We start from the raw sequence: 26,389 nt of genomic DNA, 5'->3' as shown, positions 1-26,389 counted from the left end.
ATAATTCATAAGGATAGAACCATGAAACGGGATAAAATTTTGAGGTGACACATTTATGGAGAGATTACAAAAAGTAATCGCCCGAGCAGGCATTGCTTCTAGAAGAAAGTCAGAAGAATTAATAAAAGAAGGAAAAGTAAAGGTCAATGGAAAAGTGGTAACTGAACTGGGGATTAAGGTTACTTCGTCTGATAAAGTTGAAGTAAATGAAATTCAAATTGAAAGGGAAGAACCAGTCTATTTCTTATTATATAAACCACGTGGTGTTATTTCTAGTGTAAGCGATGACAAAGGAAGGAAAGTGGTGACTGATTTCTTTTCTGATTTTAAAGAAAGGATCTACCCTGTTGGACGTCTCGATTATGACACCACAGGTCTATTGTTGCTAACAAATGATGGAGAATTCGCCAATTTGCTCATGCACCCGAAAAATGAAATTGAAAAAGTCTATGTAGCCAAAGTCAAGGGAATTCCATTAAAAGAATCGTTAAGAAAATTAGAAAAGGGTATCCGTCTTGAAGATGGGAAAACAGCTCCTGCCAAAGTGAAAATGCTTTCATTGGATAAAAAGAAACAAACGGCGATTGTTGAAATCATTATTCATGAAGGCCGGAACCGCCAAGTGAAGCGAATGTTTGAAGCAATTGGCCACGAGGTATTAAAATTAAAACGTGAACGGTATGGTTTTTTAACTTTAAATGGTCTAACAGCTGGGGATGCAAGAGAATTGACGCCGCATGAAGTGAAACAGCTTAGAGCACTGGCAATGGAATCAACAAATAAAAAGTCATAAAATTGTCACATTTACATTTGGTGTTAACACTACGAATGTGGTGTTAATGCTATAATTTAGACAAAAAGTGTCAAGTGAATTACTGGAGGGGTATAAATGAAAAAACGGCGATTAGTAATGAGAACCATTATCCTTTTTGTTTTAGGTGCAGCCGTTGCCTATACACTTTATGCCAATTTTACGAAGGATGACCAGCAGCAAGTTGCCATCGACAAACAAGCTCCTGACTTTGTATTAAAAGATATGCAGGGGAAAAAACATCATCTTTCTGAATATAAGGGGCAGGGAGTGTTTCTGAATTTTTGGGGAACATGGTGTAAGCCGTGTGAAACTGAAATGCCATACATAAATAACCAATACCATCAATTTAAAGACAAAGGTGTTCAAGTTCTTGCGGTAGACATAAATGAATCCGATCTCGCTGTCAATCAATTTGCCAACCAATATAAGCTTGATTTTCCAATCATGATTGATAAAGATAAACAGGTCATGAGTGCATATGGGATTGACCCGCTGCCTGCCACTTTTTTAATTGATAAAAATGGAAATGTTATAAAATATTATACTGGTCAATTAACAGAAGAAAAGGTAAGGGATTTTATGGAGCAAATTAAACCTTAAGGTTGTTGGGAGTTTTTACAATGAAAGATGTGAAATGTGAATGCGGGCATGTGAATCCGCATGGCACTGTATTATGCGAGGCGTGCGGAAAAGTTCTTGATGAAAACGAAAATGATAAACAATTAGTAGATATGCGCTATGAAGGCAGCGCCCGTCGTTCGCAAACTTACAATAAAACCATTATTGATAAAATTTGGAATTTCTTTTCTTCGGTAAAAGTCGGAGTTTGGTTGATTGTCATCACCTTAATTGCTTCGTCCATCGGGACTATTTTTCCGCAGGAAATGTATATACCGCCTACTATGCAGGCTTCCGACTTTTATCAGCAACAATACGGCTGGTTAGGAAAAGTTTATTATCAGCTTGGCTTTGATAACTTATACAGCTCATGGTGGTATTTATTGCTAATTGCAATGATCGGAGTTTCTCTTGTTATCTGCAGTATTGACCGGGTTGTTCCTTTATGGAAGGCTTTAAAAGCACAAAATGTGACAAGGCACGGCGGCTTTTTAATGCGCCAGCGTATTTTTGGAATAAATCTTCATGTAAATGAAGGGGATCTTACTCTAGTTAAAAAGCATTTAAAAGCAAAACGTTATCATGTTCGAGAAGAAAATGGTGATTTATTAGCAGAAAAAAACCGTTTTTCACGATGGGGTCCGTATGTTAATCATGTTGGATTAATTATCTTTTTAATAGGCGCCATGATGCGGTTTATACCAGGAATGTATGTGGATAAGGTTCTTTGGATACGAGAAGGTGAAACAGCGGTAATCCCGGGTACCAATGGTGAATATTATCTTCATAATAATAAATTTATTCTACAACTCTATGATAAGAATAAGGATAAAACCTTTCAGCAGGCTCTAAATCGCGTGAATCAGGTTGCGAAAAATTACCAATCCAATGTCGTTCTTTATCAGCGGGTGGGTCATGGAATTACTGGTGAAACACCAGATCTAAAAAAAATTAAAGACTACAGTATCCGAGTGAATGAGCCTTTAGAATTCAATCGCTTCTCAGTTTATCAGGTTGATTATAAATTGGATGAGCTAAATGCCATGACATTCGCACTAACCAATAAAAATACCGGTCAAGCATTCGGGCAACTTAAGATTAATCTTTATGATCCAAAACCAGTTTATCAACTTGGTAAAGGATATGAAGTGAAAATTCTCAGTTATTTTCCTGATTTTGAATTTGAAAAAAACGGGCAGCCCACAACCAAATCGAGGACTCCAAACAATCCAGCCTTCGTATTTCGAATGATCACACCGGATAAACCAAAAGGGGAAACAAGTTTTGTGGCTCTTATGCAAACTATTGAGCCTTTTGGAAATAATAAGTATAAAATGTCATTTAAAGGGATTGAGACAAAGAATATATCCGGATTAACGGTTCGAAAGGATTTAACGCTTTGGGCAATTATTTTGGGCGGGATTGTGTTTATGATTGGTGTCATCCAAGGTGCATATTGGAATCATCGGAGAATATGGGTTCAAAATAAGAATGGGGAAGTTTGGATTGCAGCCCACACCAACAAGAATTGGTACGGATTGAAACGCGAAATTGAATTTATTTTACATGATACAAATCTTTCGATCCCAGAGGATCAACTTCAGACAGAGAAAGCTGAAAAGGAGGAAGAATAGTTGGTATCACTAAGTAGTAATTTGCTTTTTATTGCCTTTATCCTTTATTTAATCGCGACACTATTCTATGGCGGTTCCATTAAAGCCAAAAAGGAATTTGAAGAGAAAAAGGGAACAAACCGATGGGGGAAAATAGCTGTATTCCTGACCATTATTGGTTTTCTTTCACAATTGGGATTTTTTATTTTAAGGTGGATCGCTTCTGGACATGCACCAGTTAGTAATATGTTTGAGTTTACCACTTTTTTTGGAATGGCTCTTGTTGGTGCATTTATTATCATTTATTTCATCTATCGGACGGCGCTCCTCGGGTTATTTACAATGCCGGTGGCTATTCTCGTTATCGCTTATGCGAGCATGTTTCCTCGCGATATTACACCATTAATTCCGGCTTTGCAAAGTTATTGGCTCTATATTCATGTAACTACTGCTGCTATTGGCGAGGCGATTTTAGCGGTTAGCTTTGCGGCAGGACTTATTTATTTGGTCAAGGCGATTGATCAGACAAAAGCAAATAAACGGACATTTTGGCTTGAAGTTGTCATGTTCGGGCTAGTTACAACACTTGGATTTGTTTTTGTATCATCCGCATTTTCAGCCGCGAATTATCAAGAAAAATTCAACTGGGTTGATAAGAATAATAATAAGGTAACAGTGGAATATACCATGCCTGCACTAGTCGGACCACATAAAGGAGAATTATTAACAAAAGGGGCTTTAGAGCCCGTTATTGAAATGCCCGCACTGATCAATGCAAAGAAAATGAACACAGTTATATGGTCCTTAGCTGGCGGTCTTTTATTATACGCTTTAATCCGATTAATCCTAAGAAAGCGGATTGCCGCTTCTTTAAAGCCTTGGGTTAAAAATGTAAAGCTTGATTTTGTAGATGAAATTAGCTATCGTTCGGTTCTTATCGGTTTTCCAGTCTTCACTTTAGGTGCCTTGATATTTGCGATGATTTGGGCACAAGTAGCATGGACCCGTTTCTGGGGCTGGGATCCAAAAGAAGTTTGGGCATTAATTACCTGGCTCTTTTATGCCGCATTTTTACACCTTCGCCTCTCAAAAGGCTGGCACGGAGAAAAATCAGCCTGGCTCGGCGTCATCGGATTTGTCATTATTATGTTTAACCTCGTCGCAGTCAACCTTGTCATTGCCGGTCTTCATTCATATGCAGGATAATATATGGGGTCAGTCCCCCACTTCGTTAATGCGTTAAATCGGTGGGGGACTGACCCCTTTTGTCATAATTCTGACACAGTTGAAAAGCCATTTTTTCCGAAATTATAGCCAAATATAAAGCCATTTTGTAAAATAACAACATGGGGGGATTAATAATGGAAAAAGACGTGAAAATATTAGTTGTTGATGATGAAGAAAGAATTCGCCGTTTATTAAAGATGTACTTAGAACGCGAAGATTTTTATATTGATGAAGCAGAAGATGGAAATGAAGCATTAGCAAAGGCGATTGAAAATGATTATGATGTCGTTCTTCTTGACCTTATGATGCCTGGTAAGGATGGAATTGAAGTCTGCCGGGAATTAAGGGAAAAGAAAGCAACTCCGGTTATCATGTTAACAGCAAAAGGTGAAGAAATAAATCGTGTTCAAGGATTCGAAGTGGGAACTGATGATTATATCGTTAAGCCATTCAGTCCTCGGGAAGTGGTCCTGCGTGTAAAGGCACTGCTCCGAAGATCATCTCAGACAAGCTACCTTCAAACGGAAACAACGACAAAGGATGTTATTGTATTCCCTCATTTAACCATTGATAATGATGCACATCGTGTCACTGCAGATGGGAAAGAAGTCAGCTTAACTCCGAAGGAATATGAACTGCTTTATTTTCTTGCAAAAGCACCTGATAAAGTATTCGACCGTGAACAGCTTTTAAAAGAAGTATGGCACTATGAATTTTTTGGTGATTTACGGACAGTTGATACGCATGTAAAACGCCTTCGTGAAAAATTAAACAAAGTGTCCGAACAAGCAGCAAGTATGATTTTAACAGTTTGGGGAGTCGGTTACAAATTTGAGGTTGTAAATGAATGACCTTCTTACGAAGTGTTGTCGGTAAGCTTTGGTTTACCATTCTCCTGTTGGTATCAGTTGTACTATTCATCTTAACAGTAATGCTCCTCGAATTTTTTCAAAATAATAATATTATCGAAACGAAAACAAATTTGACCAATACTGCAGAAAAGATTGCAGATGTACTAGAAAAACATCAGGGAGAAAATTTTCCGCTTGGTTTAGAAATATCTTGGGAGATTATCGATAAAGAAACAAAGGTTGTAGTTATTAAAAATGACCATGAAATTTATTACTCCCCAAATACGGAGGAAACAAAAAAGCTCACCTTTACAGATATAAAAAATGACACTTTATTAGATAAAGTCTTTGTTCAGAATAATAATGTTGAAAAAGTTTCCAGTCTTCCTTCCGGCCAAAACGAAGTGAATAGTTCTGGAAACTATTCCATTATCGGTGTTCCGCTGCATTTTAATGACGGAAAAAGTGGTGCAGTTTTTATTTATCAATCATTAGCAGTGATGCAAAAAACGAGCCATGACACCACAAAATTTATTCTATTGGCAGCGGGAGTTGCGATCATTTTAACCACCATTTTTGCTTTCTTTTTATCAACTAGAATTACGGCCCCATTAAGAAAGATGAGAGAGGCTGCTTTTGAGGTTGCCCGAGGGAAATTTGACACAAAAGTACCAATCCTTACACATGATGAAATTGGTGAATTAGCAACAGCATTTAATCAAATGGGCAGACAATTAAAATTCAATATGAATGCCCTAAGCCAAGAAAAAGAACAACTTGCCAGTATCCTAAGCAGTATGGCAGATGGCGTTATTACTTTTAATCGTGATGGTACAATACTCATCACAAATCCGCCTGCAGATCGTTTTCTTCAATATTGGTATTATGAAAAGGGCGGACTTGGAGCAAATTCTGAGGCAATACCGTCACAAGTAATGGAACTTTTCCAGCATGCTGTTGATACAGAAAAAGAAAAAATCGGTGAAATTTCTCTTCAAGGACGTCATTGGGTAATCCTGGTCAGTCCGCTGTACAGCAATCGTTTTATCCGTGGTGCAGTAGCAGTGTTGCGAGATATGACGGAGGAACGGCAATTAGACAAAATGAGAAAAGATTTTATTGCGAATGTTTCACATGAATTAAGAACACCAATCTCCATGCTCCAAGGTTACAGTGAAGCAATTGTTGATGATATTGCCGAAACTCAGGAAGAGAAAAAAGAAATGGCGAAAGTGATATATGATGAATCGTTAAGAATGGGGCGACTCGTGAACGAATTACTGGATTTAGCAAGAATGGAAGCGGGCCATATTCAATTAACCATTGAGGAAGTAAATCTTTCTTCCTTTATAAATAGAATTATTCATAAATTTCAAGGCTTAGCAAGGGATACTGAAATCCAGCTAACTGCTGAAATTGAAAATGATATTCCTTCCGTCTCCTTTGATCCTGATCGAATTGAACAAGTTCTTACCAATCTAATTGATAATGCATTTAGACATACAAAGAAAAATGGTTCAGTAAACCTAATTGTCAAACAAGATGACAAAGGTATTATGATCGAAGTAGCCGATTCAGGTTCTGGAATACCGGAAGATGATTTACCTTTTGTATTTGACCGCTTTTATAAGGCGGACAAGGCGCGCACAAGAGGGAAAGCTGGGACTGGGTTAGGTCTTGCCATTGCAAAAAATATTATTGAAGCACATCGTGGTCGAATATCCGTTCAAAGTAAAGTCGGTCATGGAACGACATTTTCCTTCTTTTTACCTCGAAAATAAGAAAAATTTAAAATATTATGACGATTGTTCTTGATACACGCGGAACAATTTAAAGAAAACTCATCCAATATATTTTGGGTGAGTTTTCTTTATCATCTTATGAAAAACAAAAAGTATTTCCAATAAAAGCCTTTCGTTTTAAAGGAAAAAAGTCTATAGTAGTGAAGTGAAACTTTTTATACATATTTTTCGACTAATTCTTAGAACGGGGAGGGGTAGTGATGGACTCCGTTTTCGATGAGCTTTATCATAAATATCATCATGATGTTTTTCAATTTCTATTTTATATGGTAAGAAATAAAGAACATGCAGAGGATCTTGTTCAAGAAGTTTATATAAGGGTTTTTAAGTCATATCATCGATTTGAAGGGAAAAGCAGCGCAAAAACATGGTTATTTTCGATTGCTAGAAATGTAGCTATTGATTTCTTCCGCAAGCAGCGGGGCTGGAAAGACCGATTGCTTGAAAAATTTGATTGGTCTTCCAATCTAGTGAAGGATGAAAATCTAATACCAGAGGAAATTGCCGTTCAAAAAGAAGAAATAAAGTGGATTTACAAATGCCTTGAATTTTGCACGATGGATCAAAGATTAGTTATTGTCCTGCGTTATTTACAGGACCTGTCCATTTCCGAGACGGCTCATGCTTTGGGTTGGACGGAAAGTAAAGTTAAAACCACCCAGCACCGTTCATTAAAGGTTTTAAAGAGGCATATGGATTTACTTTATGAAAAGGAGGGGTTGAAAAGTGAAAAAGTCAGAGTGGAGCGATAAACAGCTCGAAGATTTACTAAGGCAAATGCCGAAAATACATGATCATCGCGATCCTCGTGACATTTATCAAAACCTTTCTATAAAAAAGCGGAGAATGAAGGCTTGGTTAGTGCCTGGAATTGCCGCAGCCGCAGCCTTCCTGTTAATGTTAATTCTAGTCCCAAATGTATTGAATAGATTGCAGCTATCAACTGATAACGCAAATAAAAGTAATATATCTAGTAGAAATATAGAGCTTTCTCCAATGAAAAAAAATGCAACAGCCTTGCTGAAAAAAAGTAGCACACCGCTGCAGCATTTTGATGAAACAGGTACTGCAAAAGGTTCTCTCATGGGGTTGAATAGTGTAAAAACCGCTGTTTACCAAGATGATATCCAGAATGGAAAAGTGATAACTTATTGGGTTCCGGACCCAGAAGGACAAATTTTAATCCCCGTATCAAAAATTATTACGAACGTAAAGGATAAATCTTGGATTACATTATTTAATGAAAATATGACAACGTTAAGGGAAGAAGAATGGGGATTAAGTGAATATTACCCTGTTAACGCCAGGCTGACATATAATAAAACAGAAAATAGTGTGAATGTAGATGTGCCGGCAAACCATCATTATGGACAGGGAGCAGCTAATGAAACGAATTTTGTCAATGCGATAAGACAGGATATATCGACGAATAGTAACGCGAAAATCATTAAGCTGTCTACGGAGGGACAGCCGGGAATTAATCTAGGGAATTTTGGGGTATTAAGTAAAATACCAATTTTCACAGAAACAAGAAGGGCCTACTTCCGGTTCATTCCAAAGAGAAGGAATAAACCTTTTTTAGTCCCCACACAAGACCGATATAAGGATATTCAATCTGCACTAGAAGCCATGAAAAAAGATAAAAAAGATTTAGGCTTGAAGGCGTCGCTTTTGCCATCATTTCAAATCAAGAACGCATTCATCAAAAATAGAAGCCTGAATGTAACTCTAAAAGAAAATTTAATGATGAAGGATGACGCCAATACGCTGTATTGCTTAGAAGCTTTATTGTTAACAGCTAAAGAATTTGGTGCGAATACTGTTAGAATGACTAATGCTCCAATTGTAAGGATTGGCCCCTTCGATTTAACAAAACCATTACAGGTCCCAGTGGCACCGAATTTAAGATAAAAAAAATCAACCGCGTTGTGGTTGGTTTTTTTTATGTATAAAACCATTATAGTCTCCAAATTATAACATGTATGTGTTGCCCAAATTACACCATGAAGGATGTTCTAAATGAATGCATATGTTCATATGGTTTGTAGGAGGTAACAAGATTTAAGGAGGAAAAGAATGCGTGACTATTTAAAAAGGTTTTTGATTGTCGTCATAATGGCTCTTTGCATCAGTTTGTTATTTATTGGCGGGATCCATTCTGAAGCAAGTGCACTTGTTAAACACAGGAATAACACGGAATGGATATGGCCGGCAGGGGGAATCATATCGGATTCCTATGGCTCACGAATGGGGAAACATAAAGGAATTGATATAGCAGGTAAATTGGATTCTCCTATCTTGGCAGTTGAAGATGGAGTAGTTGAGAAATCATATTACTCAAATACATATGGTAATGTAGTCTTTATTAAACATTCAAATCAATTTGTTACAGTATATGCGCACCTACATAAAAGGAGTGTAATGGAAGGTAAAACGGTGAAGCAAGGTCAAGTTATCGGGAAAATGGGGAGCACTGGTCAAGCTACCGGGGTCCACCTTCATTTCGAAACACATAAAAGGACTTGGACTTTTGACAAAAAGCACGCCCTTGACCCTGAAAACCTTTTGGGGAAAGTCGATGTGGGGGAACATGTCCAAGTTGGAATTGCAAGTCGGGGGGAAATGCTTTGGAGGTAAGCTCCCATTTTCAACATGGGGTTAAAACAATTAAAGTAAACTACATAGTAAAAAAAGGCGATACCTTAATATCAATAGCAAGGAAAAAAAAAATAACAGTCGAAAGACTGAAAAAAATGAACCGTTTAAAAACAGACCTGATTAAACCGAAACAACCCTTAATTGTTAAATAATATAAAGCCCACATATGAACATGCGGGCTTTGTATTTAAATTTCTGGCTCTATTAAACTTGGTTGTTGATTGCAGCGAAGTGGCCTCGCTTTCCGCGGGGAGGTTCCGGGAGCCTCCTCGGCGCTTTGGCGCCTGCGGGGTCTCCCGTGACCTCTTCATCCCTCAGGACATTGAATTTTACATCATTGACTCCACCCACGCACGAAGGAAATGCGTTAGCATTTTCGAGGAGTCGAGCGCCCTCCGCTCCAATCAACAGTTGTAATAAATCAACCTTCGACTTTAACACAGGCATATTTTTATAAACTTTTAGTGAATAAGTGTTTAATACTTCACAAGACAATCTTTTTTCAGTATAATTAAGAAAAAAATATTGATCTATCTTCGGGGCAGGGTGAAATTCCCGATCGGCGGTATTGAGAACATTTCTCTAAGCCCGCGAGCCTTTATGGCAGGATTTGGTGCAATTCCAAAGCCGACAGTATAGTCTGGATGGGAGAAGATGGAGGTTCTGCAGACGTTCAAAAAATATTGATTTATTGAACGTTTATTAAGTATGCCTTTTAAAACTCCCTCAAGTATTGATTCTTGAGGGTTTTTATTTTTTGATGGCATCTAAATATTTGCTGAACCTCTCTTCTTAGAATGATGGATCCAAAGGAGAGAGGAAAAATGAAAGTAAGAGGAATTGTTTCAATCGGAATGCTCAGCAGTATCGCCTATCTATTAACATTATTATATTTTCCACTGCCGCCATTCCCTAGTTTCTTAACCGTTGATTTCAGCGACATTCCAGCATTGATTGCAACACTAATTTTTGGGCCCGTGGCTGGTATATTAGTCGAATTCTTTAAAAACGTATTGAATTATTTTGTGACAGGAAGTGCTACTGGTATACCTGTAGGCCAAATCGCCAACTTCTTTGCAGGCATCCTGTTTGTCCTGCCAACTTATTATTTGTATAAAAAGCTAAAATCAAAAAAGGGTATGACCCTTGCTTTAATAATTGGGTCCATTACAATGGCTGTGGTGATGAGTGTATTAAATTACTACATCATTTTACCGGCATATACAACTCTTTTACATGCACCTGATATGCGAAATCTGGTTGTTCCGGCGATTCTGCCTTTCAATATTTTAAAAGGTGTGATCATGTCAGGCATTTTCTTGCTTTTATTTGCTAAAATGCAAACATGGATTAATAAACAGTCGATTATGAAAAGTGCATAATAAATCATTCAGCAACGGGACGTAAAAATCCTGTTGCTTTTTTGTATGGCTCTGTAAAACTTGGGTGTTGATTTCCACTCCGGGCGCTCGCTTTCCGCGGGGAGGTCCGGGAGTCTCCTCGGCGCATTATGCGCCTGCGGGGTCTCCCGTGACCTCTCCATCCCGCAGGACATTGAATTTTACATCCTTGACTCCACCCACGCACGAAGGAAATGCGTTAGCATTTTCGAGGAGTCGAGCGCCCTCCGCTCCAATCACTGCTGGAAAAAGCAATATTCGCCTTTTACAAATCCTTTGTAAATAAAAATGAAAAACCCTCTCCCGAAAGGAGAGGGTTAGTAGCTTAACGTAGATGAATATTATTCGAATTTAGTAGGATTACCGTCGAATGGCTCTTCAGCTACTTTAATGGAATCAGTAGGACAGCCTTCGAATGCATCCATCATGTCATCGATTAATACATCTGGTATTTCAACGATACCTTCATTATCGTCAAGAGTTACAAATGCAATGCCTTCATCATCATAATCATAAATGTCTGGAGCAGCTGCTCCGCAAGCACCACATGCTATGCAAGTCTCTTTGTCAACGATTGTGTACTTCGCCATGAAAAAAACCTCCCAAAAAATAACAAAAATTGTTCTTACTCTTTCCTAAATCGGAAATGAAAAGCATTTCACATACCTATTGTAAAACTGTAAGTGTAACTTTTCAATAGAAAATCGTTACAAAACAATGGCTGTTTTTTATATTTCGCCATTTCTCCTATAAATTTACACACGAGTTTGGTCATTTCGTGTTAAAATATATATGGAAAAATAGCTTGAATTGTCGAAAGAATTGAAGTGGTGGTATGGAATGAAGGTTCTAGAAAGCATTCTAATGTATTGTTTAAAACAATTAAATGGAGAACGGACGATTTATTCCATCTATCATCTTTTAAATGGAAAAAAGTCATCACAAACGATCCAGGATGCACACCTTTATTCGTTAAAACAATTCTTCGGGATTATTGAAAACTTGCCGCGGGAATCCTTTGAAGAAATGATTCAAAATCTTTACAAGAAAAATTGGGTAAATGAAATAGGGGAAGGGCGCTTTCTTCCAACTCAAATAAGTGAAGCTTTCTTGATCAATAATCCGCCGCCATCTTATATTAACGGATGGAAGTATCACCAGCTTTCTTCCCTTTTTTGGGAGCGGTTAACCCTAATCGTTCAGGTTACTTCAAACCTTGTAAATAAAGAACATAAATACGTTCCAATTCAAAAAAATAAACAGGTTCACCACTGGCTAAAATCAGTTCTAAAAGTAAACAGCGAGAATCGCATCGAATTGGCCAATCGCCTATATGGTGAATTGATAAACTGTCTCGAGAAGGATCCATTAATGGACCCAGCTATTCTAATTTTTCGCCTAACGGGCTACCAAAGGATCGGTCTAACTCCAATCCAGATGGCTAAAAAATTGAACATGGATATCACTGATTACCATTTTGAATTTTTAAATATTGTTCATTATTTAATCAAAACAATCGAAATGGACAACCTCCAGTTTCCCTTATTATCTTCTTTGTTGAATGATCTTGACCAAAATAATTCATTGACACTGTCAACGCGTAAAACGTGGGATCTTTTAAAAAAAGGCTTTTCTATTGAAGAAATTGTGAATATTCGCCAGCTTAAGTTAAGCACAATTGAAGATCATCTTGTTGAAATTGCTTTAAACAAGACCGATTTTTTAATTGAGGAATATGTAGATATGGATATGCAGAAAAAAATATTGGATATTTCCCGTCTATCGAATACGAGGCAGTTAAAAATCATAAGAAATGCTGTGAAAACAGCCACGTATTTTCAGATAAGACTAGTATTAGCGAAGTATGGTGATTCGCAATGATGTTAGAAGCCCTCTTAAATAAGCATTTTGGTTATCACTCCTTTAAACCAGGCCAAAAGGAAGTTATCTCCTCAATTCTTTCCGGTCAGCATACATTGGCAATCCTTCCAACTGGTACAGGGAAATCATTATGTTACCAACTCCCGGGATATGTATTGCCTGGGCATATTTTAATTGTTTCACCTCTTTTATCACTGATGCAGGACCAAGTTGAGCAATTAATGAAAATGGGTGAAAAACGCGTAATAGCTTTAAATTCGTTTCTTACAGCAGCAGAACGTAAAGATATTTTTCATCATTTAAGTGATTATAAATATATTTTCCTTTCACCGGAAATGCTTGGGTTCGAGTTTATTAAAAAAAAGCTTCGAGAGCTTACGATATCTTTATTTGTTGTGGATGAAGCCCATTGTATTTCACAATGGGGCTATGATTTTCGGCCCGATTATTTAAAGCTCGGGGAGATTCGAAAAGAGCTTAAAAACCCTCTGACCCTTGCATTAACTGCTACAGCTACAAATAAAGTAAAGCAGGACATCATAGATTCTCTCGATTTACAGGATGTAAAAAGAATTGAATCAACGATTGACCGCCCGAATATTGCCTTTTTTGTAGAGAAATTAGCTAATTTTAATGAAAAAACGGACCGCCTGATTCGTCTGGCTACTCAATTACAAAAGCCGGGAATCATTTATTTTTCAAGTAAAAAAGCGGCGGAACAGGTGGCTTCTCTTCTAAACGACCACGGAATGGAAAAGACCATGGCCTACCATGCCGGATTGGACCAGGAGCAAAGAATTTTAATACAGCAACAGTTTATCCATGGCCAACTTGATATTATTTGCGCAACAAGTGCATTTGGCATGGGGGTAAATAAAGAAAATATTCGTTTTATTATTCACTATCATATGCCGATGCAGATTGAAGCTTTTTTGCAGGAAATCGGTCGTGCCGGCCGGGATGGATTGCCCAGCATTTCAATTTTATTATATGCTTCTGGAGATGAGCAGCTGCCCATTCAGTTAGCAGAGTCCGAACTGCCTAATGAACAGCAGATCGATTGGCTGTTTTCCATGGTGGAGAAGGGTGAAGGAGAAACAATAGATTCCTTGGAAGAGGAACATTCCTTAAAAGAGTTGGGTGGCTTTTCAGAAATTCAGTGGAGAATTGTCAGTGAGATTTTAAAACTTCAAGGAGCTCATGAGCCGTCGACTATAAAAGAAACTATTAAGAAATATGTCAGAGAACGACTCGATGTAAAGCTGGCTAATATTTTTTCAATGAAAAAATGGATTGATTCCGTCAATTGCAGAAGAAGGTTCATTTTAGAATACTTTGAGGAAATGGAAAGCCATACGGTTAGTACATGCTGTGATGTATGCGGCTTTAATCTTAATGAATATATGACACACAGTCATGATTCAACAACCGAGGAAATTCAGGAAAATTGGAAAGAATATCTTAGTGGAATTTTAATAAATAGAGAGTTGAGGAAATGAAAAAAAAGTATAACGAAATAATCAAAGAGTTAACTGACAAAGAATTAATGTTTCATTTATTTATGACACAAATGATATTACTAGTGATTTCGTTTATCTTAGGTATCCTTCTTTTTAATCACTTTTCGTTTTTTAATAAATTTCATTTTGACGACGTTCATATAGTGACTGTTGGAATCCCGGTTGGTGTCATCGTCGTTATAATAGATATCGTCTTAATGAAGCTGCTGCCATCCTCCTATTATAATGATGGCGGGTTAAACGAACGGATTTTCCGTCATAAAAGTGTATGGCAAATCGCATGGATTGCTGCTATTGTAGCATTCAGCGAGGAGCTCCTGTTTCGGGGGATTATACAAACAAAAGTTGGTCTGATTTTAGCCAGCATTATTTTTGCTGTTATTCATTATCGTTATTTATTTAATTGGTATTTATTTCTCAACATTATATTACTTAGTTTTCTAATCGGGGTTATTTATCAATGGACAAATAATTTAGCGGTTGCAATTGTTATGCATTTTATTATTGATTTCTTATTAGGAATTTATATTAAATATAGAAAGGTAGAAGTACCGGGGGGAGAGTCATCATGAATCCAGAGGAGCCATACAGGGACCAAGCTGAAAGACTAAGGAGAAGAATTGAGAAGATTAATGATAATGCAGTACCTGGTGATCAAATGCCGCCTAGGGGCCAATTACATAGGCAAAAGCAAAAGAAAACAAAGTGGAAATTAAAGTATCCAGTTATTCGATTACTGGTTTTATTGTTTATCCTCCTGCCTATTACTTGTGTAAGCATCATATCTTATTACCATGGAAAGAAATTAAATGCAGCAGAAAAAGTTTCCGTTAATAATGCAGGATACGAAACCATCAATCTAGAAAATGACAACAATGCCACGGATGGGAATGAACAAAAAACAGGTACAGCAGTTGCAGACCAAAAGATAGAAGCATCTTCATCTTTAATCAAACAACAACCTAAGCAGTCTCAACCAGCTGACGGCAAGGTCACCACTCCAGTTGAGAAAGAAAAAATCGTGTACCATGTTGTTCAGCCAAAAGAGACCCTTTTACTAATAGCTTTAAAATATTATCATTCGAAATCTGGTATTGAAATCATAAAAAAAGCGAATCAAATTTTAAATGACCAAATTTCAACAGGACAAGTTCTAAAAATTCCATTAAATAACTAGCCGGCCATAGTGCTGGTTATTTTTTTTGAAACATATTTTGAAGGACAAGTTAATAAATATAGTAGGAGAAATGGAGGGCGATAAAAAATGGATTCTCCGATCCTATTACTTGAAAATACCGATCAAGCAACCAAACAAATGCTGGATAATGTCCGGAAAAGAAAGAAGAAGTTTGACGATGCAAAAAAATACCATATATGGTCTATCTGGGCAACTTTATTATTTGTCTCGATATTTTTCACCTATTTGTATTACACCATAGGAAAAATTTATTCTTATTCCTTTTCAGCAATGTTTTCAGCTTTTGTGAATGATTCAAAAAATCTGCCAGGCTTAGTCATTGCAATAGGTCTGTATGGATTTATGAATGTCTTAAGACAAAAAAGAGAAAAAAAAGAAAAGGAATATCATGAATTAAGATGTGAGATTGTCGATAGGAGTAAAGATTTATGGAAAAAAGAAGAGGAATGGAAAAACCGCCATATTGTGTTTGAAATGATGAAAAAGAAATACGATATAAACCTCTATCATGAAAAAAAATAAGAAGCAGGAGCCTGCTTCTTATTTCAATTAGAAGATTTTTTTTCGATCTCGTTCATCTTTTAATATTTCTACAGCTTCCCGGAAGCGCTGTGAATGGATAATTTCCCGTTCACGCAGGAATCGCAGGCTATCATTGATATCCGGGTCATCACTTAAATTTATAAGCCATTGATAGGTAGCCCTTGCTTTTTCCTCTGCGGCAATATCTTCATACAAATCCGCAATTGGATCACCTTTTGCAGCAATATAGGAGGCATTCCATGGCACTCCAGAAGCATTTTGATAAAATAGTGCCCCATCATGGTTGGCATAATGATCTCCAAGCCCCGCTGCTTTTAATTGTTCCGGAGTAGCATCCTTCGTTAATTTATAGACCATCGTCGCAATCATCTCGAGATGGGCAAATTCCTCTGTACCAATATCAGTAAGCAGGCCAATTACTTTATCAGGTATGGTGTATCGTTGATTTAAATATCTTAATGCAGCTGCTAACTCCCCATCCGCTCCGCCATATTGTTCAATTAAGTATTTCGCTAATGTTGGATTACAGGTACTGACCCGAACTGGGTATTGGAGTTTTTTTTCATATACCCACATGTCATCGATCCCTCCTCTGATTTAAACCTGCCATGGCCACGGTGTATCATCCCAATTCCACGGGTAACCGGAGAAACTGTTTCCAAATTGCATTAATGGGCCGAATTGACTTTCAAACGTTTTTTTTAAATGTTTCCTTTCTTTTACATAATGATTAAATTGATTAATTGCTTCTAAGTCGTCATTATGCGTATCCAGGTAGAGGGTAAGTTCGACTAATACAAAGTCAACTGCCTGTAATTGCTCCATCATTTGATAATATTCTGCCGGGACTTGTTTCATGGTGCAATACCCCCCTTGGCTTTTTCTTGGGTATTATAATATGGGTCATAAAAGTCTTTCCAAAGTGTCCCGGCCCTTAGTGCCTCAAGAGGTTGAAATTGCGGCAAATTCGGCGGCTGAAACCCCATATATAGATGGGGCGGAGTAGAAAAAGTCTTTTCCAAAATAGGTTGGCAGGGGTCAAATGGACTTACGTATGGAAACCAAGATTTAACAGGTGTGTTCATAGTAACCCTCCCTTGATTCTACATCTTTACTAAATATATGAAAATTTTCTTTATTAATGACATAAAACTGTAAGCGGAAAAAGGGTTTTAATTGGGATTGTTGAACTATAATAGGTATGTAGGATTATACTATAGAGGTGATGAGAAATGTTCGTAAAAAACATAATGATACCAAAGCATGAATGCTATATTTCACAACATGAAGAAACATTAAAGGAAGCATTAGATAAACTTGAAGCCCATCAAATTGATGGATTACCGGTATTGAATGGAGAGCAATATGTAGGTGTTGTAACAAGATATGGAATATATGAAAACTATTTTCTTTCAAACAAACAGAAGGACGAGTTTTTATTAACAACAACTTGTAAAGATATCGTCACCCATCAAGAAAAATATTTACAAGGAGAAGAATTATTTGAGAAAACTCTGCTTGATTTAAAAGATTTCCCATTACTTGCTGTTGTTGATCAAAACCACCATTTTCTTGGAGTGGTGACAAGGTCAGAGGTATTGGGGACTTTCGAGAGTGCGTTCGGAGTAAATCGTCCCGGTGTTCGGATTGCCTTTACATCCGTTGAAACAGAAGGCCGTATTGCTCGTTTATCCGAAATTGCCCATCACTTCCACGAGCATATTATTTCGTTGGTTACATTCGATGAAACGGATAAACTCGTTCGAAGAATCGTTATGAAAGTAGAGAAAAAAGACAATATCGATAAATTTACTAAAAAGTTAGAAGAACATGGATTCCGGATTTTAAGCATTAAGGAAGACTAGAAGCGATAGTAGCGATAAAACATAGAAACCCTCACACACATTGAATTGGGAGGGAGTTCTATGTTTTTTCCTTTTTTAGAATGAGATTCTTTATGGTATGATTTCTTGTAGAACATTAAGCAAGGAATAGAAGGAGAACGGGAGATGGCGATATTAATTGTTTTAATTCTAGGAATTTGTCTGCTGCTATATATGTTGAGAGAAGCATTCCTAAATAATGTAGTGAAGAATGAGTTGAATTTTCCGGATTTTCCTGAATCTTTGGGGAAGGTTTCCATTTTTTTTATTTCTGATATCCACCGTCGGGTTATTTCAGAAAAAATAATAAATTCGATCAAAGGAAAGGCCGAGATCATAATTATTGGCGGGGATTTGACGGAAAAGGGAGTTCCGCTTTCACGTGTGAAAGATAACCTGAAAAAATTAAAAAGTGTCGGGCCGGTTTACTTTGTTTGGGGAAATAATGACTATGAAGCTGATTATCATGAGTTAGATGCCCTTTTCTTGGAAATGGGGGTAAAAGTTCTGGCTAACACAGCAGTTACATTTGAATCTCCTGAAGGTGAAAAACTTTGTCTGCTTGGCGTAGATGACCTTAATCAGGAGCGAGACCGTTTAGACATCGCTTTAGCGGATGCTGAGAAAAACAGTTTTAAATTCTTAGTCAGCCATTACCCGCAAATTACTGATAAAATTGCCCCGGAACATGAAATCCGTTTAGTCTTAAGCGGCCATACTCACGGGGGCCAAATTCATATTTTTGGGTACAGCCCTTATGAAAGAGGCAGGGTAAAAAAACTGCCGAATACCACTTTATTAATTAGTAATGGTTTTGGAACAACGACACTTCCATTAAGACTCGGAGCACCTTCAGAATGTCATCTAATAACATTAAAAAAAGGCTGATTAAGTCCTTGGCTTTAGAAATGATCTAGTATATTTAAAAGGAAAGAATGGTACGGGAAAATGTAGGAGGGTTAAATGGAAGAGCGGGAAGGTACGTATAATATTAAAGCTGTTTCGAAGATCCTTGGTATTCAGCCTGGTACACTAAGAGCATGGGAAAGACGTTATCAAATGGTTGCGCCGATTCGAAATGAATCAGGTCATCGGTTATATACGGAAGAGCATATCAAGATCTTAAAATGGCTTAACAAGAAAGTGAGTCAAGGTTTTTCGATAAGCCAAGCCGTTTCCCTTCTGGAAAATAATCAATTATTATCTGAATTTAATTCTGTGAATGAAGGGAATCAGCTTACAAAATATTCGAAAAACCTTTTGGATTCATTATTACACTTTCGTGAAGGAAAGGCTCATGAGATCATCAATTTGATCTTCGGTACTTTTACAACGGAAAAAGTAATCGATGGTCTATTTGAACCACTGTTTTTTGAACTTGGGAACCTGAGGGAATCGGGAAAAATAACATTAGCTCAAGAGCGTTTCGCGTCCGCTATTTTGGAATCAAGAATCCGAATGGTTTTTCATAGTCTTCCGCAATTCAACTTCCTTCCAAAAGCAGTGGCGGTTAGCGGTCCGGGTGAAAGGCATGAAATAGGATTGCTTTTATTTTCATTGTATTTGCGAAGAAAAGGTTTTGAGGTTATTCATTTAGGAGCTGATATAACAGAGGAGGATATTAAGGCTGTCATGAAGATCATTCAGCCGGATTTTTTATTTATTTCCTGTACGATCCAAGAGAATTTGACATCAGTATTATCACTTGTTACACAACTGGCACTTAATGTTCAAAAGCTAAGGATTGGTATAGGCGGTAAGGCCGTTAATGCAATGACACCAGCCGAAAAGGAACAGTTTTCAGGTTTTATTGTGGGACAAACTCAAGGAGAGTGGGAAAAGTGGTTGCCTAAGCGATAAGGGGATGCTGGGTAGACAATTCACCATTGAACGTCTTCGACATACACTAGAAACAAGAGTTATGTCACGGCAGGGGGCAAAAGCATGCGCTTAGAACGCTTAACAGCCAATAAAATAAAAATATTTTTAACCTCTGATGATTTATTTGAAAGAGGCCTTTCCAAAGACGATATTTGGAAGGATTCAATAAAATGGCATCAGCTCTTTCACGATATGCTGGAAGAGGCGAGTGAGGAATTTGATGTAGAGATTCAAGGATCTGTGGGAGTGGAAATATTCTCGCTGCAGGCGCAAGGAATGATCATGATTATTACAGTTGATGAAGCAGTTGAAGACGAAGAAATCCTCTATGATGGTTTTATTGAGATGCAGGTAAGGCTGGATGGCTCAGAAGACCTTTTGTTTCAGTTTGACAGCTTTGAGAATATCATCAGCCTATCCAAAAGGCTGTTCCACATGAATATTAGCGGTGGCAGTCTATATTCAATGAACAACCATTATTATTTACTTATATCAAAATTAGACGGCTTTAATAATGAGAGGGCTGCATCTATTTTATCTGAATATGGAGACCCTTCCATTCAAAGTACTTACATCCTTGAGGAATATGGAAAAAAAATAATTGAAAATAACGCGGTGGAGACGATTCTTCATTACTTTAAATAGAATCTTAAATGTTTTCATTCTATTGAATCAAGGAGGTCTCCACCTCCTTTTTTGAAGGTTGGAAAAATTAATTATTTTCGAACAATTATGCGATTGTTCCTATTGAAAAGACAGCGTTTACATAATTTAATGAAAAAAACAGCAAAGTGTTTTTTTCTTCTTGCATAAATCCATTAAACGTGTATACTTGTGTCTGAAGCGGACAGCATTCGCATAAGAGATTTCTTAGGAGGATTACAAATGGTAGCCGAAAATAGTACTGAGAAGACTAATCAAGAGGAAACGAATAATGTGTTAAAATCAACCCAAACGGTTATTCATAAAGCCCTTGAAAAGCTAGGTTATCCTGAAGAGGTATATGAACTTTTGAAAGAGCCGTTACGCATGATGACAGTGAAAATTCCAATTCGAATGGATGACGGGTCTATAAAAATATTTACAGGCTATCGTGCCCAGCATAATGATGCGGTAGGTCCTACAAAGGGCGGTATTCGTTTTCATCCTGGTGTGACTGAGACAGAGGTGAAAGCCCTTTCAATTTGGATGAGCTTAAAATGCGGAATCGTTGACCTTCCTTATGGAGGCGGTAAAGGCGGTATCGTTTGTGATCCGCGTGATATGTCTTTCAGAGAACTTGAGAGATTAAGCCGCGGCTATGTTCGTGCGATTAGTCAAATCGTTGGACCAACAAAAGACATTCCAGCTCCAGATGTATTTACAAATTCACAAATCATGGCATGGATGATGGATGAGTACAGCCGAATTGATGAATTTAATTCACCTGGATTTATTACAGGCAAGCCGCTTGTTTTAGGTGGATCTCATGGTCGTGATTCTGCTACAGCGAAGGGCGTAACCATCTGTATCCGTGAAGCTGCCAAAAAGAAAGGCATTGATATTAAGGGTGCCAGGGTTGTTGTTCAAGGCTTTGGTAATGCTGGAAGCTATTTATCCAAATTCATGCACGATGCCGGTGCAAAAGTAGTCGGCATTTCTGATGCATACGGAGCCCTCTATGATCCAAATGGCCTTGATATTGATTATCTATTGGACCGTCGAGATAGTTTCGGAACCGTAACCAAATTATTTAATAATACAATAACCAATAAAGAACTTTTAGAGCTTGAATGTGACATTCTGGTTCCTGCTGCAATCGAAAATCAAATTACCGCAGAAAATGCCCATAATATACGGGCGAGCATAGTAGTAGAAGCAGCTAACGGCCCAACAACCTTAGAGGCTACAGAAATTTTAACAGAACGTGGCATCTTGCTAGTTCCGGATGTATTAGCATCTGCTGGCGGTGTAACAGTTTCTTACTTTGAATGGGTACAAAATAATCAAGGATATTATTGGACAGAAGAAGAAGTGGAAGAAAAGCTTGAAAAGATTATGGTTAAATCTTTTAACAGTATTTATGATACGGCACAGACCCGCCGAGTTGATATGCGCCTTGCCGCGTATATGGTTGGGGTAAGAAAAATGGCTGAAGCAAGCCGCTTTAGAGGCTGGATTTAAAACCAATACATTGAAACAAAATGAAAAAACTCCTATCATAGACGATAGGAGTTTTTTTTATTTACTGTTAAGGAGTGCTAACATAATGCAAGCTGAAGATATTATTATCGTGGGCGGCGGGCCATGTGGCCTTGCTGCAGCTATTTCATTAAAGGAAATCGGCAAAAACCCTCTTATCATTGAAAAAGGGAATGTGGTAAATGCCATTTATCATTATCCCACCCATCAAACCTTTTTTAGCACCAGTGAAAAATTAGAAATCGGTTCGGTCCCATTTATTACGGAAAACTACAAGCCACAAAGAAACCAAGCCCTTGTTTATTACAGAGAAGTTGTTAAAAGAAAACATTTGCGAATCAATCCATATGAAACAGTGACGAAAGTGATTAAAACGGAAGATGGTTTTCAAGTGGAAACCGATAAAAAAATGTATCGAACCCCTTATGTCGTGATCGCAACAGGTTATTATGATCATCCTAATTATTTAAATATTCCGGGAGAGGATTTACCAAAGGTATTTCATTATTTTAAAGAGGCACATCCATTTTTTGATAAGGATGTATGTGTAATTGGCGGAAAAAATTCAAGTGTTGATGCTGCGATTGAACTTGTAAAGGCTGGAGCAAGGGTGACTGTTTTGTACCGTGGAAGTGAATATTCACCAAGTATTAAACCGTGGATTCTCCCTGAATTCGATTCACTTGTCCGTGGTGGTGTGATACGAATGGAATTTAATGCAAATGTTAAGAGGATAACAGAAGAAAGTCTAATTTTTGTTAAGGAAAATCAAGAGGAAATTCTAGCGAATGATTTTGTTTTTGCCATGACAGGCTACCATCCCGATCATCATTTTTTGAAAAAAATGGGAATTAAAATTGATGAAGAAACTGGCAGACCTTATTTTAATCCGGAGTCAATGGAAACAAATATTGACGGTATATATATTGCAGGGGTGATTGCAGCAGGAAATAATGCGAATGAGATTTTTATTGAAAATGGCAGATTCCATGGTGGGCAAATTGCGGATGCAATAGCCTCAAAAGAAAAAAGGCTGTAGTTTCAAAACTGTTTTCAATCTGTTCGTTACGTGATACGATAAAGGAAACTGATTGAAAAGAGGATCTTGATGCTGGGAATATTAACAGCCGGAATTGCGCCCGGTTTGGCCTTATTAAGTTATTTTTATTTAAAAGATGAATATGACTCTGAACCGATTACCGTTGTTCTTAAAACATTTTTATACGGTGCTCTTCTTGTATTCCCGATTATGTTTATCCAGCACGTTCTTGATACTGAACACATCATTAAATCGGGGTTAATCGATGCCTTTATCAGTTCGGGTCTTTTGGAGGAATTTTTCAAATGGTTTATTCTTTTTTATACCATTTATCAGCATGTGGAATTTGATGAACCCTTTGATGGGATTGTTTATGGTGTTGCCGTTTCACTTGGTTTTGCTACAACTGAAAATGTTTTTTATTTAGTTGCCAATGGCATTGAACATGCGGTAGCACGCGCCTTACTCCCTGTATCAAGTCACGCTCTGTTTGGCGTTATTATGGGGTTTTATTTTGGAAAAGCAAAATTTACGAAAGAGCGGAAACTGAAATGGATTATCATTTCACTTTTAATACCTTTTCTCCTGCACGGATCCTATGATTATATTCTCCTCACGCAGGAGCATTGGGTTTATATTATTTTTCCTTTTATGATTTTTCTATGGTGGTTCGGCTTAAAGAAGGTAAAGATGGCAAAAATCTTAAGCGCGAAACATCTAAAAAAACCTTATCCTGTTCAAAAAACCATTCATTCCTAATGAATGGTTTTTTTTAGAATAAAATTCCCTTAAAAACAAAAAATAGGTGTATTGTCAAAATGATTTACATCTGGGGGTTGCCATTTCATGAATAAGAAAAAAATCCTTCTGAAAGCTGTCATACTAATCTCACTTTGTATGATGTCATTTTCGTTTTTGGAAATGAAGAAGGCGCAGGCTTTTACTGACCAAGTAATACAAAAAGGAGCAGTAGGAGATGATGTCATAGAATTGCAGGGAAGGCTCAAATTTCTGGGCTTTTTCCACGGGGATACAGATGGTGTATTTGGATGGAGCACCTATTGGGCATTGAGAAATTTCCAAAATGAATTTGGGCTGCCGATTGATGGGTTGGCCGGTGGTACAACAAAAGATAAATTGGTAAAGGCTACTAAAAATTATAGCCCGAATAATGCTCCGAATACAGCTGCGACAAATAATAATGCCAAAAAAACAACTTCTGCTCAGAATGTCCCTAATGGCTTTTCCAGTAATGACATCCAATTAATTTCAAATGCAGTATATGGTGAATCAAGGGGAGAACCATATATTGGTCAAGTAGCTGTAGCAGCAGTGATACTTAATCGACTTAACAGCTCAAAATTCCCACACACGGTATCAGGTGTGATTTTTCAGCCTGGAGCCTTTACAGCTGTAGCGGACGGACAAATTTGGCTGACACCAAATGATACTGCTAAAAAAGCTGTATTGGATGCAATCAATGGCTGGGATCCTTCCGGAAATGCTTTATATTATTTTAATCCTGCAACAGCCACCAGCCCGTGGATTTGGAGCAGGCCGCAAATCAAAAAAATTGGAAAGCATATCTTTTGCAAATAAGGGAGGTGTCAATATGATAAGAGGAATATTAATCGGCGTTCTCGCATTAGGTGTTGCAGGAATATCATATTGGGGTTATCAGGAGCATCAAGAAAAAAATGCCGTTCTTTTAAATGCAGAAAATAACTATCAACGTGCATTTCATGGGCTTTCATATCAAATGGATTTGCTGCACGATAAAATAGGGGCGACCCTTGCTATGAACTCACGGAACTCACTGTCACCTTCCCTGGTTGAGGTGTGGAGGATTACTTCAGAAGCACATAATGACGTTGGGCAGCTGCCGTTAACATTGCTACCTTTTAATAAGACACAGGAATTTTTAGCAAATATCGGAAATTTTAGTTATAAAACGGCAGTTAGAGATTTGGACAAGAACCCACTATCAAAACAGGAATATAATACTTTAAAGGTCCTTTACAAACAATCAGGTCAAATTCAAAATGAATTGCGTAATGTTCAAAAGATGGTCCTGAAACATAACCTGCGGTGGATGGATGTTGAATTAGCACTGGCATCCGGAAAAGAAAATACTGATAATCAAATCATAGATGGATTTAAAACAGTAGAAAAGACGGTTACTGGTTATGATGAAACGGATTTAGGCACAACTTTTGCAAACTTTCAAAAAAAGGATGAAAATTTCCAGAAAATAAAAGGCAGAACTATTTCTCGTAATGACGCGATTAATGAAGCTAAAAAATACATGAAGTTTGATGGGAACGCGATTGTTAAAGTGACTGAAAATGGCAAAGGTTCAGATTATGGTTTCTATAGTGTTTCGATAAAAAATAAACAAACAGGCCAAGAAGCCAGTATGGATGTTACAAAAAAAGGCGGATATCCTATTTGGTTTATTAATACCCGTAACATAAAAAAAACAGCAATTAGCTTAAATGCTGCTAGCATTCGAGCAGCTTCCTTCCTTAAGGAAACAGGCTTTAAAAATCTTGAATTGTTTGAAAGTACGCAATATGACAATATTGGTGTATTTAATTTTATAACCAGCATCAATCATGTAAGGGTGTATACTGAATCAATAAAAGTCAAAGTAGCACTTGATAACGGTGATGTAGTTGGTGTATCTGCAGAAGAATATTTAAAAACCCACCATGATCGAACGATTCAAAAACCTGCTATTACAATGGAACAGGCTCGGTCAAAGATCAATCCAAACTTTAAAGTTTTAGAAAATCGGCAGGCAATTATTTTAAATGATCTGAATGAGGAAGTGCTATGCTATGAATTCCTCGGAACCATCGGAAAGGATACGTACCGAATTTTCATTAATTCCAAGAATGGAATTGAAGAAGAAGTAGAAAAGCTCAAAAATGCAGAAGCAACCTATAAAAGTGTTCTTTAGGAAAAGCAGCCGCTTTTCCTTTTGTTTTATCAGCATAAAAAATTTCACTATTGAAAGAATAGGAATAGGTTGGAAATTGGAGTGATTTTATGAAAATAGTAGAAAGAATCTTAATAAAGATTATTATCATCCAATTTATTTTTCTTTTCTTGTCGCAAATTTTCTTTCATCAAATGGATTATTTTCCACAATTGAAGCAATTGACAAAATATGAAGGTGTAAATAAGAATACCTACACTGATATATTACAAACTTTTATGAGGCGGTAACAAGTATGCTTTTATAAAAGCAGGCAAAAGAAAATCAAATATTATAATG

The 26,389-nt window shown here is 37.3% G+C and carries 29 protein-coding genes and 1 riboswitch; of the genes, 25 read left to right on the top strand and 4 right to left on the bottom strand.

Translation table 11 applies throughout. From position 1 onward, the window contains the following. Positions 1-55 precede the first annotated feature (55 nt). The 10 genes from rluB to ACZ5XR_RS19125 all read left to right on the top strand — a co-directional run bounded on the left by rluB (position 56) and on the right by ACZ5XR_RS19125 (position 10,965). Positions 56-793, top strand: a complete 738-nt coding sequence (rluB, locus tag ACZ5XR_RS19170) for a 23S rRNA pseudouridine(2605) synthase RluB (protein WP_464497959.1) — start codon at positions 56-58, stop codon at positions 791-793. Positions 794-889: 96 nt separating this feature from the next. Next, positions 890-1,414, top strand: a complete 525-nt coding sequence (resA, locus tag ACZ5XR_RS19165; RefSeq protein WP_464497958.1) for a thiol-disulfide oxidoreductase ResA — start codon at positions 890-892, stop codon at positions 1,412-1,414. A gap of 20 nt (positions 1,415-1,434) precedes the next feature. Next, entirely contained in the window at positions 1,435-3,066 is a 1,632-nt protein-coding gene (gene resB, locus ACZ5XR_RS19160) for a cytochrome c biogenesis protein ResB (RefSeq protein WP_464497957.1), read from the top strand. After that, a complete protein-coding gene (gene ccsB / locus ACZ5XR_RS19155; RefSeq protein ID WP_464497955.1) occupies positions 3,067-4,251 on the top strand; it encodes a c-type cytochrome biogenesis protein CcsB in 1,185 nt (394 codons plus the stop codon). Positions 4,252-4,406: 155 nt separating this feature from the next. Then, on the top strand, positions 4,407-5,123 hold the full coding sequence (locus tag ACZ5XR_RS19150) for a response regulator transcription factor (RefSeq protein WP_464497954.1): 717 nt from the start codon (positions 4,407-4,409) through the stop codon (positions 5,121-5,123). Then, the gene (locus tag ACZ5XR_RS19145; RefSeq protein WP_464497952.1) at positions 5,120-6,904 is read left to right on the top strand and encodes an ATP-binding protein; all 1,785 of its coding nucleotides are present in this window, start codon (positions 5,120-5,122) and stop codon (positions 6,902-6,904) included. The genes ACZ5XR_RS19150 and ACZ5XR_RS19145 overlap by 4 nt, the downstream gene beginning before the upstream one ends. 221 nt (positions 6,905-7,125) lie before the next feature. Continuing rightward, positions 7,126-7,677: an RNA polymerase sigma factor SigX gene (gene sigX, locus ACZ5XR_RS19140; protein WP_464497950.1), complete on the top strand. Its 552-nt coding sequence runs from the start codon at positions 7,126-7,128 to the stop codon at positions 7,675-7,677. Further along, positions 7,652-8,836: a hypothetical protein gene (locus tag ACZ5XR_RS19135; RefSeq protein ID WP_464497949.1), complete on the top strand. Its 1,185-nt coding sequence runs from the start codon at positions 7,652-7,654 to the stop codon at positions 8,834-8,836. Before sigX ends, ACZ5XR_RS19135 begins: the two co-directional genes overlap by 26 nt. 165 nt (positions 8,837-9,001) lie before the next feature. Further along, complete coding sequence (locus ACZ5XR_RS19130) at positions 9,002-9,562, top strand: M23 family metallopeptidase (protein WP_464497947.1); 561 nt, start codon at positions 9,002-9,004, stop codon at positions 9,560-9,562. A 549-nt stretch (positions 9,563-10,111) separates the two neighbouring features. Next, positions 10,112-10,243: riboswitch (FMN riboswitch) on the top strand. A gap of 164 nt (positions 10,244-10,407) precedes the next feature. Next, positions 10,408-10,965: an ECF transporter S component gene (locus tag ACZ5XR_RS19125; RefSeq protein ID WP_464497946.1), complete on the top strand. Its 558-nt coding sequence runs from the start codon at positions 10,408-10,410 to the stop codon at positions 10,963-10,965. Between the two features lie 359 nt (positions 10,966-11,324). Here the strand turns inward: ACZ5XR_RS19125 and ACZ5XR_RS19120 are convergent, their stop codons facing one another. Next, a complete protein-coding gene (locus tag ACZ5XR_RS19120; RefSeq protein ID WP_026573327.1) occupies positions 11,325-11,573 on the bottom strand; it encodes a ferredoxin in 249 nt (82 codons plus the stop codon). A gap of 250 nt (positions 11,574-11,823) precedes the next feature. Between ACZ5XR_RS19120 and ACZ5XR_RS19115 the strand changes: the two genes are divergently transcribed. The 5 genes from ACZ5XR_RS19115 (at position 11,824) to ACZ5XR_RS19095 (ending at position 16,104) form a co-directional block, all read left to right on the top strand. Beyond that, entirely contained in the window at positions 11,824-12,864 is a 1,041-nt protein-coding gene (locus tag ACZ5XR_RS19115) for a YpbB family protein (RefSeq protein ID WP_464497945.1), read from the top strand. Beyond that, positions 12,861-14,363, top strand: coding sequence for a RecQ family ATP-dependent DNA helicase (locus tag ACZ5XR_RS19110; RefSeq protein WP_464497943.1), 1,503 nt, complete (start codon positions 12,861-12,863; stop codon positions 14,361-14,363). The genes ACZ5XR_RS19115 and ACZ5XR_RS19110 overlap by 4 nt, the downstream gene beginning before the upstream one ends. Next, positions 14,360-14,956, top strand: coding sequence for a lysostaphin resistance A-like protein (locus ACZ5XR_RS19105; protein ID WP_464497942.1), 597 nt, complete (start codon positions 14,360-14,362; stop codon positions 14,954-14,956). The genes ACZ5XR_RS19110 and ACZ5XR_RS19105 overlap by 4 nt, the downstream gene beginning before the upstream one ends. Continuing rightward, a complete protein-coding gene (locus ACZ5XR_RS19100; protein WP_464497941.1) occupies positions 14,953-15,561 on the top strand; it encodes a LysM peptidoglycan-binding domain-containing protein in 609 nt (202 codons plus the stop codon). The genes ACZ5XR_RS19105 and ACZ5XR_RS19100 overlap by 4 nt, the downstream gene beginning before the upstream one ends. Before the next feature lie 87 nt (positions 15,562-15,648). Further along, positions 15,649-16,104 carry a YpbF family protein gene (locus ACZ5XR_RS19095; RefSeq protein WP_464497940.1) on the top strand — a complete coding sequence of 152 codons (456 nt, stop codon included), beginning with the start codon at positions 15,649-15,651 and terminating at the stop codon, positions 16,102-16,104. Positions 16,105-16,131: 27 nt separating this feature from the next. On the opposite strand, the gene cotJC is transcribed toward ACZ5XR_RS19095, so the two are convergent. Genes cotJC through ACZ5XR_RS19080 form a run of 3 tightly spaced genes read right to left on the bottom strand, consistent with a single transcriptional unit; the run spans position 16,132 to position 17,210 of the window. Continuing rightward, positions 16,132-16,701, bottom strand: a complete 570-nt coding sequence (gene cotJC, locus ACZ5XR_RS19090) for a spore coat protein CotJC (RefSeq protein WP_464497939.1) — start codon at positions 16,699-16,701, stop codon at positions 16,132-16,134. A 21-nt stretch (positions 16,702-16,722) separates the two neighbouring features. Further along, positions 16,723-16,983 carry a spore coat protein CotJB gene (locus tag ACZ5XR_RS19085; protein WP_464497938.1) on the bottom strand — a complete coding sequence of 87 codons (261 nt, stop codon included), beginning with the start codon at positions 16,981-16,983 and terminating at the stop codon, positions 16,723-16,725. Then, on the bottom strand, positions 16,980-17,210 hold the full coding sequence (locus ACZ5XR_RS19080) for a spore coat associated protein CotJA (protein WP_464497937.1): 231 nt from the start codon (positions 17,208-17,210) through the stop codon (positions 16,980-16,982). The genes ACZ5XR_RS19085 and ACZ5XR_RS19080 overlap by 4 nt, the downstream gene beginning before the upstream one ends. A gap of 147 nt (positions 17,211-17,357) precedes the next feature. On the opposite strand from ACZ5XR_RS19080, the gene ACZ5XR_RS19075 reads away from it, so the two are divergent. The 10 genes from ACZ5XR_RS19075 to ACZ5XR_RS19030 all read left to right on the top strand — a co-directional run bounded on the left by ACZ5XR_RS19075 (position 17,358) and on the right by ACZ5XR_RS19030 (position 26,340). Next, the gene (locus ACZ5XR_RS19075; RefSeq protein ID WP_464497935.1) at positions 17,358-17,990 is read left to right on the top strand and encodes a CBS domain-containing protein; all 633 of its coding nucleotides are present in this window, start codon (positions 17,358-17,360) and stop codon (positions 17,988-17,990) included. 144 nt (positions 17,991-18,134) lie between these two features. Continuing rightward, complete coding sequence (locus ACZ5XR_RS19070) at positions 18,135-18,896, top strand: metallophosphoesterase (RefSeq protein WP_464497934.1); 762 nt, start codon at positions 18,135-18,137, stop codon at positions 18,894-18,896. 75 nt (positions 18,897-18,971) lie between these two features. Beyond that, positions 18,972-19,868 (top strand): MerR family transcriptional regulator, encoded by an 897-nt coding sequence (locus tag ACZ5XR_RS19065; RefSeq protein ID WP_464497933.1) that lies wholly within the window; start codon positions 18,972-18,974, stop codon positions 19,866-19,868. Positions 19,869-19,952: 84 nt separating this feature from the next. Further along, the gene (locus ACZ5XR_RS19060; protein ID WP_464497931.1) at positions 19,953-20,534 is read left to right on the top strand and encodes a genetic competence negative regulator; all 582 of its coding nucleotides are present in this window, start codon (positions 19,953-19,955) and stop codon (positions 20,532-20,534) included. A gap of 240 nt (positions 20,535-20,774) precedes the next feature. Then, positions 20,775-22,052 (top strand): Glu/Leu/Phe/Val family dehydrogenase, encoded by a 1,278-nt coding sequence (locus tag ACZ5XR_RS19055; RefSeq protein WP_464497930.1) that lies wholly within the window; start codon positions 20,775-20,777, stop codon positions 22,050-22,052. Between the two features lie 85 nt (positions 22,053-22,137). Next, positions 22,138-23,109, top strand: coding sequence for a YpdA family putative bacillithiol disulfide reductase (locus ACZ5XR_RS19050; protein WP_464497929.1), 972 nt, complete (start codon positions 22,138-22,140; stop codon positions 23,107-23,109). 69 nt (positions 23,110-23,178) lie between these two features. After that, a complete protein-coding gene (prsW, locus tag ACZ5XR_RS19045) occupies positions 23,179-23,868 on the top strand; it encodes a glutamic-type intramembrane protease PrsW (RefSeq protein ID WP_464497928.1) in 690 nt (229 codons plus the stop codon). Positions 23,869-24,006: 138 nt separating this feature from the next. Further along, positions 24,007-24,708: a spore cortex-lytic enzyme gene (gene sleB / locus ACZ5XR_RS19040; protein ID WP_464502375.1), complete on the top strand. Its 702-nt coding sequence runs from the start codon at positions 24,007-24,009 to the stop codon at positions 24,706-24,708. A 13-nt stretch (positions 24,709-24,721) separates the two neighbouring features. Continuing rightward, complete coding sequence (ypeB, locus tag ACZ5XR_RS19035; RefSeq protein ID WP_464497927.1) at positions 24,722-26,071, top strand: germination protein YpeB; 1,350 nt, start codon at positions 24,722-24,724, stop codon at positions 26,069-26,071. 89 nt (positions 26,072-26,160) lie between these two features. Further along, on the top strand, positions 26,161-26,340 hold the full coding sequence (locus ACZ5XR_RS19030; RefSeq protein WP_464497925.1) for a DUF5359 family protein: 180 nt from the start codon (positions 26,161-26,163) through the stop codon (positions 26,338-26,340). Positions 26,341-26,389: the final 49 nt, after the last annotated feature.

Source organism: Neobacillus sp. Fa239 (genome assembly GCF_055395235.1).
Note: the sequence above shows the minus strand (reverse complement) of the source record. Positions and strands in the feature narration are given on the sequence as shown.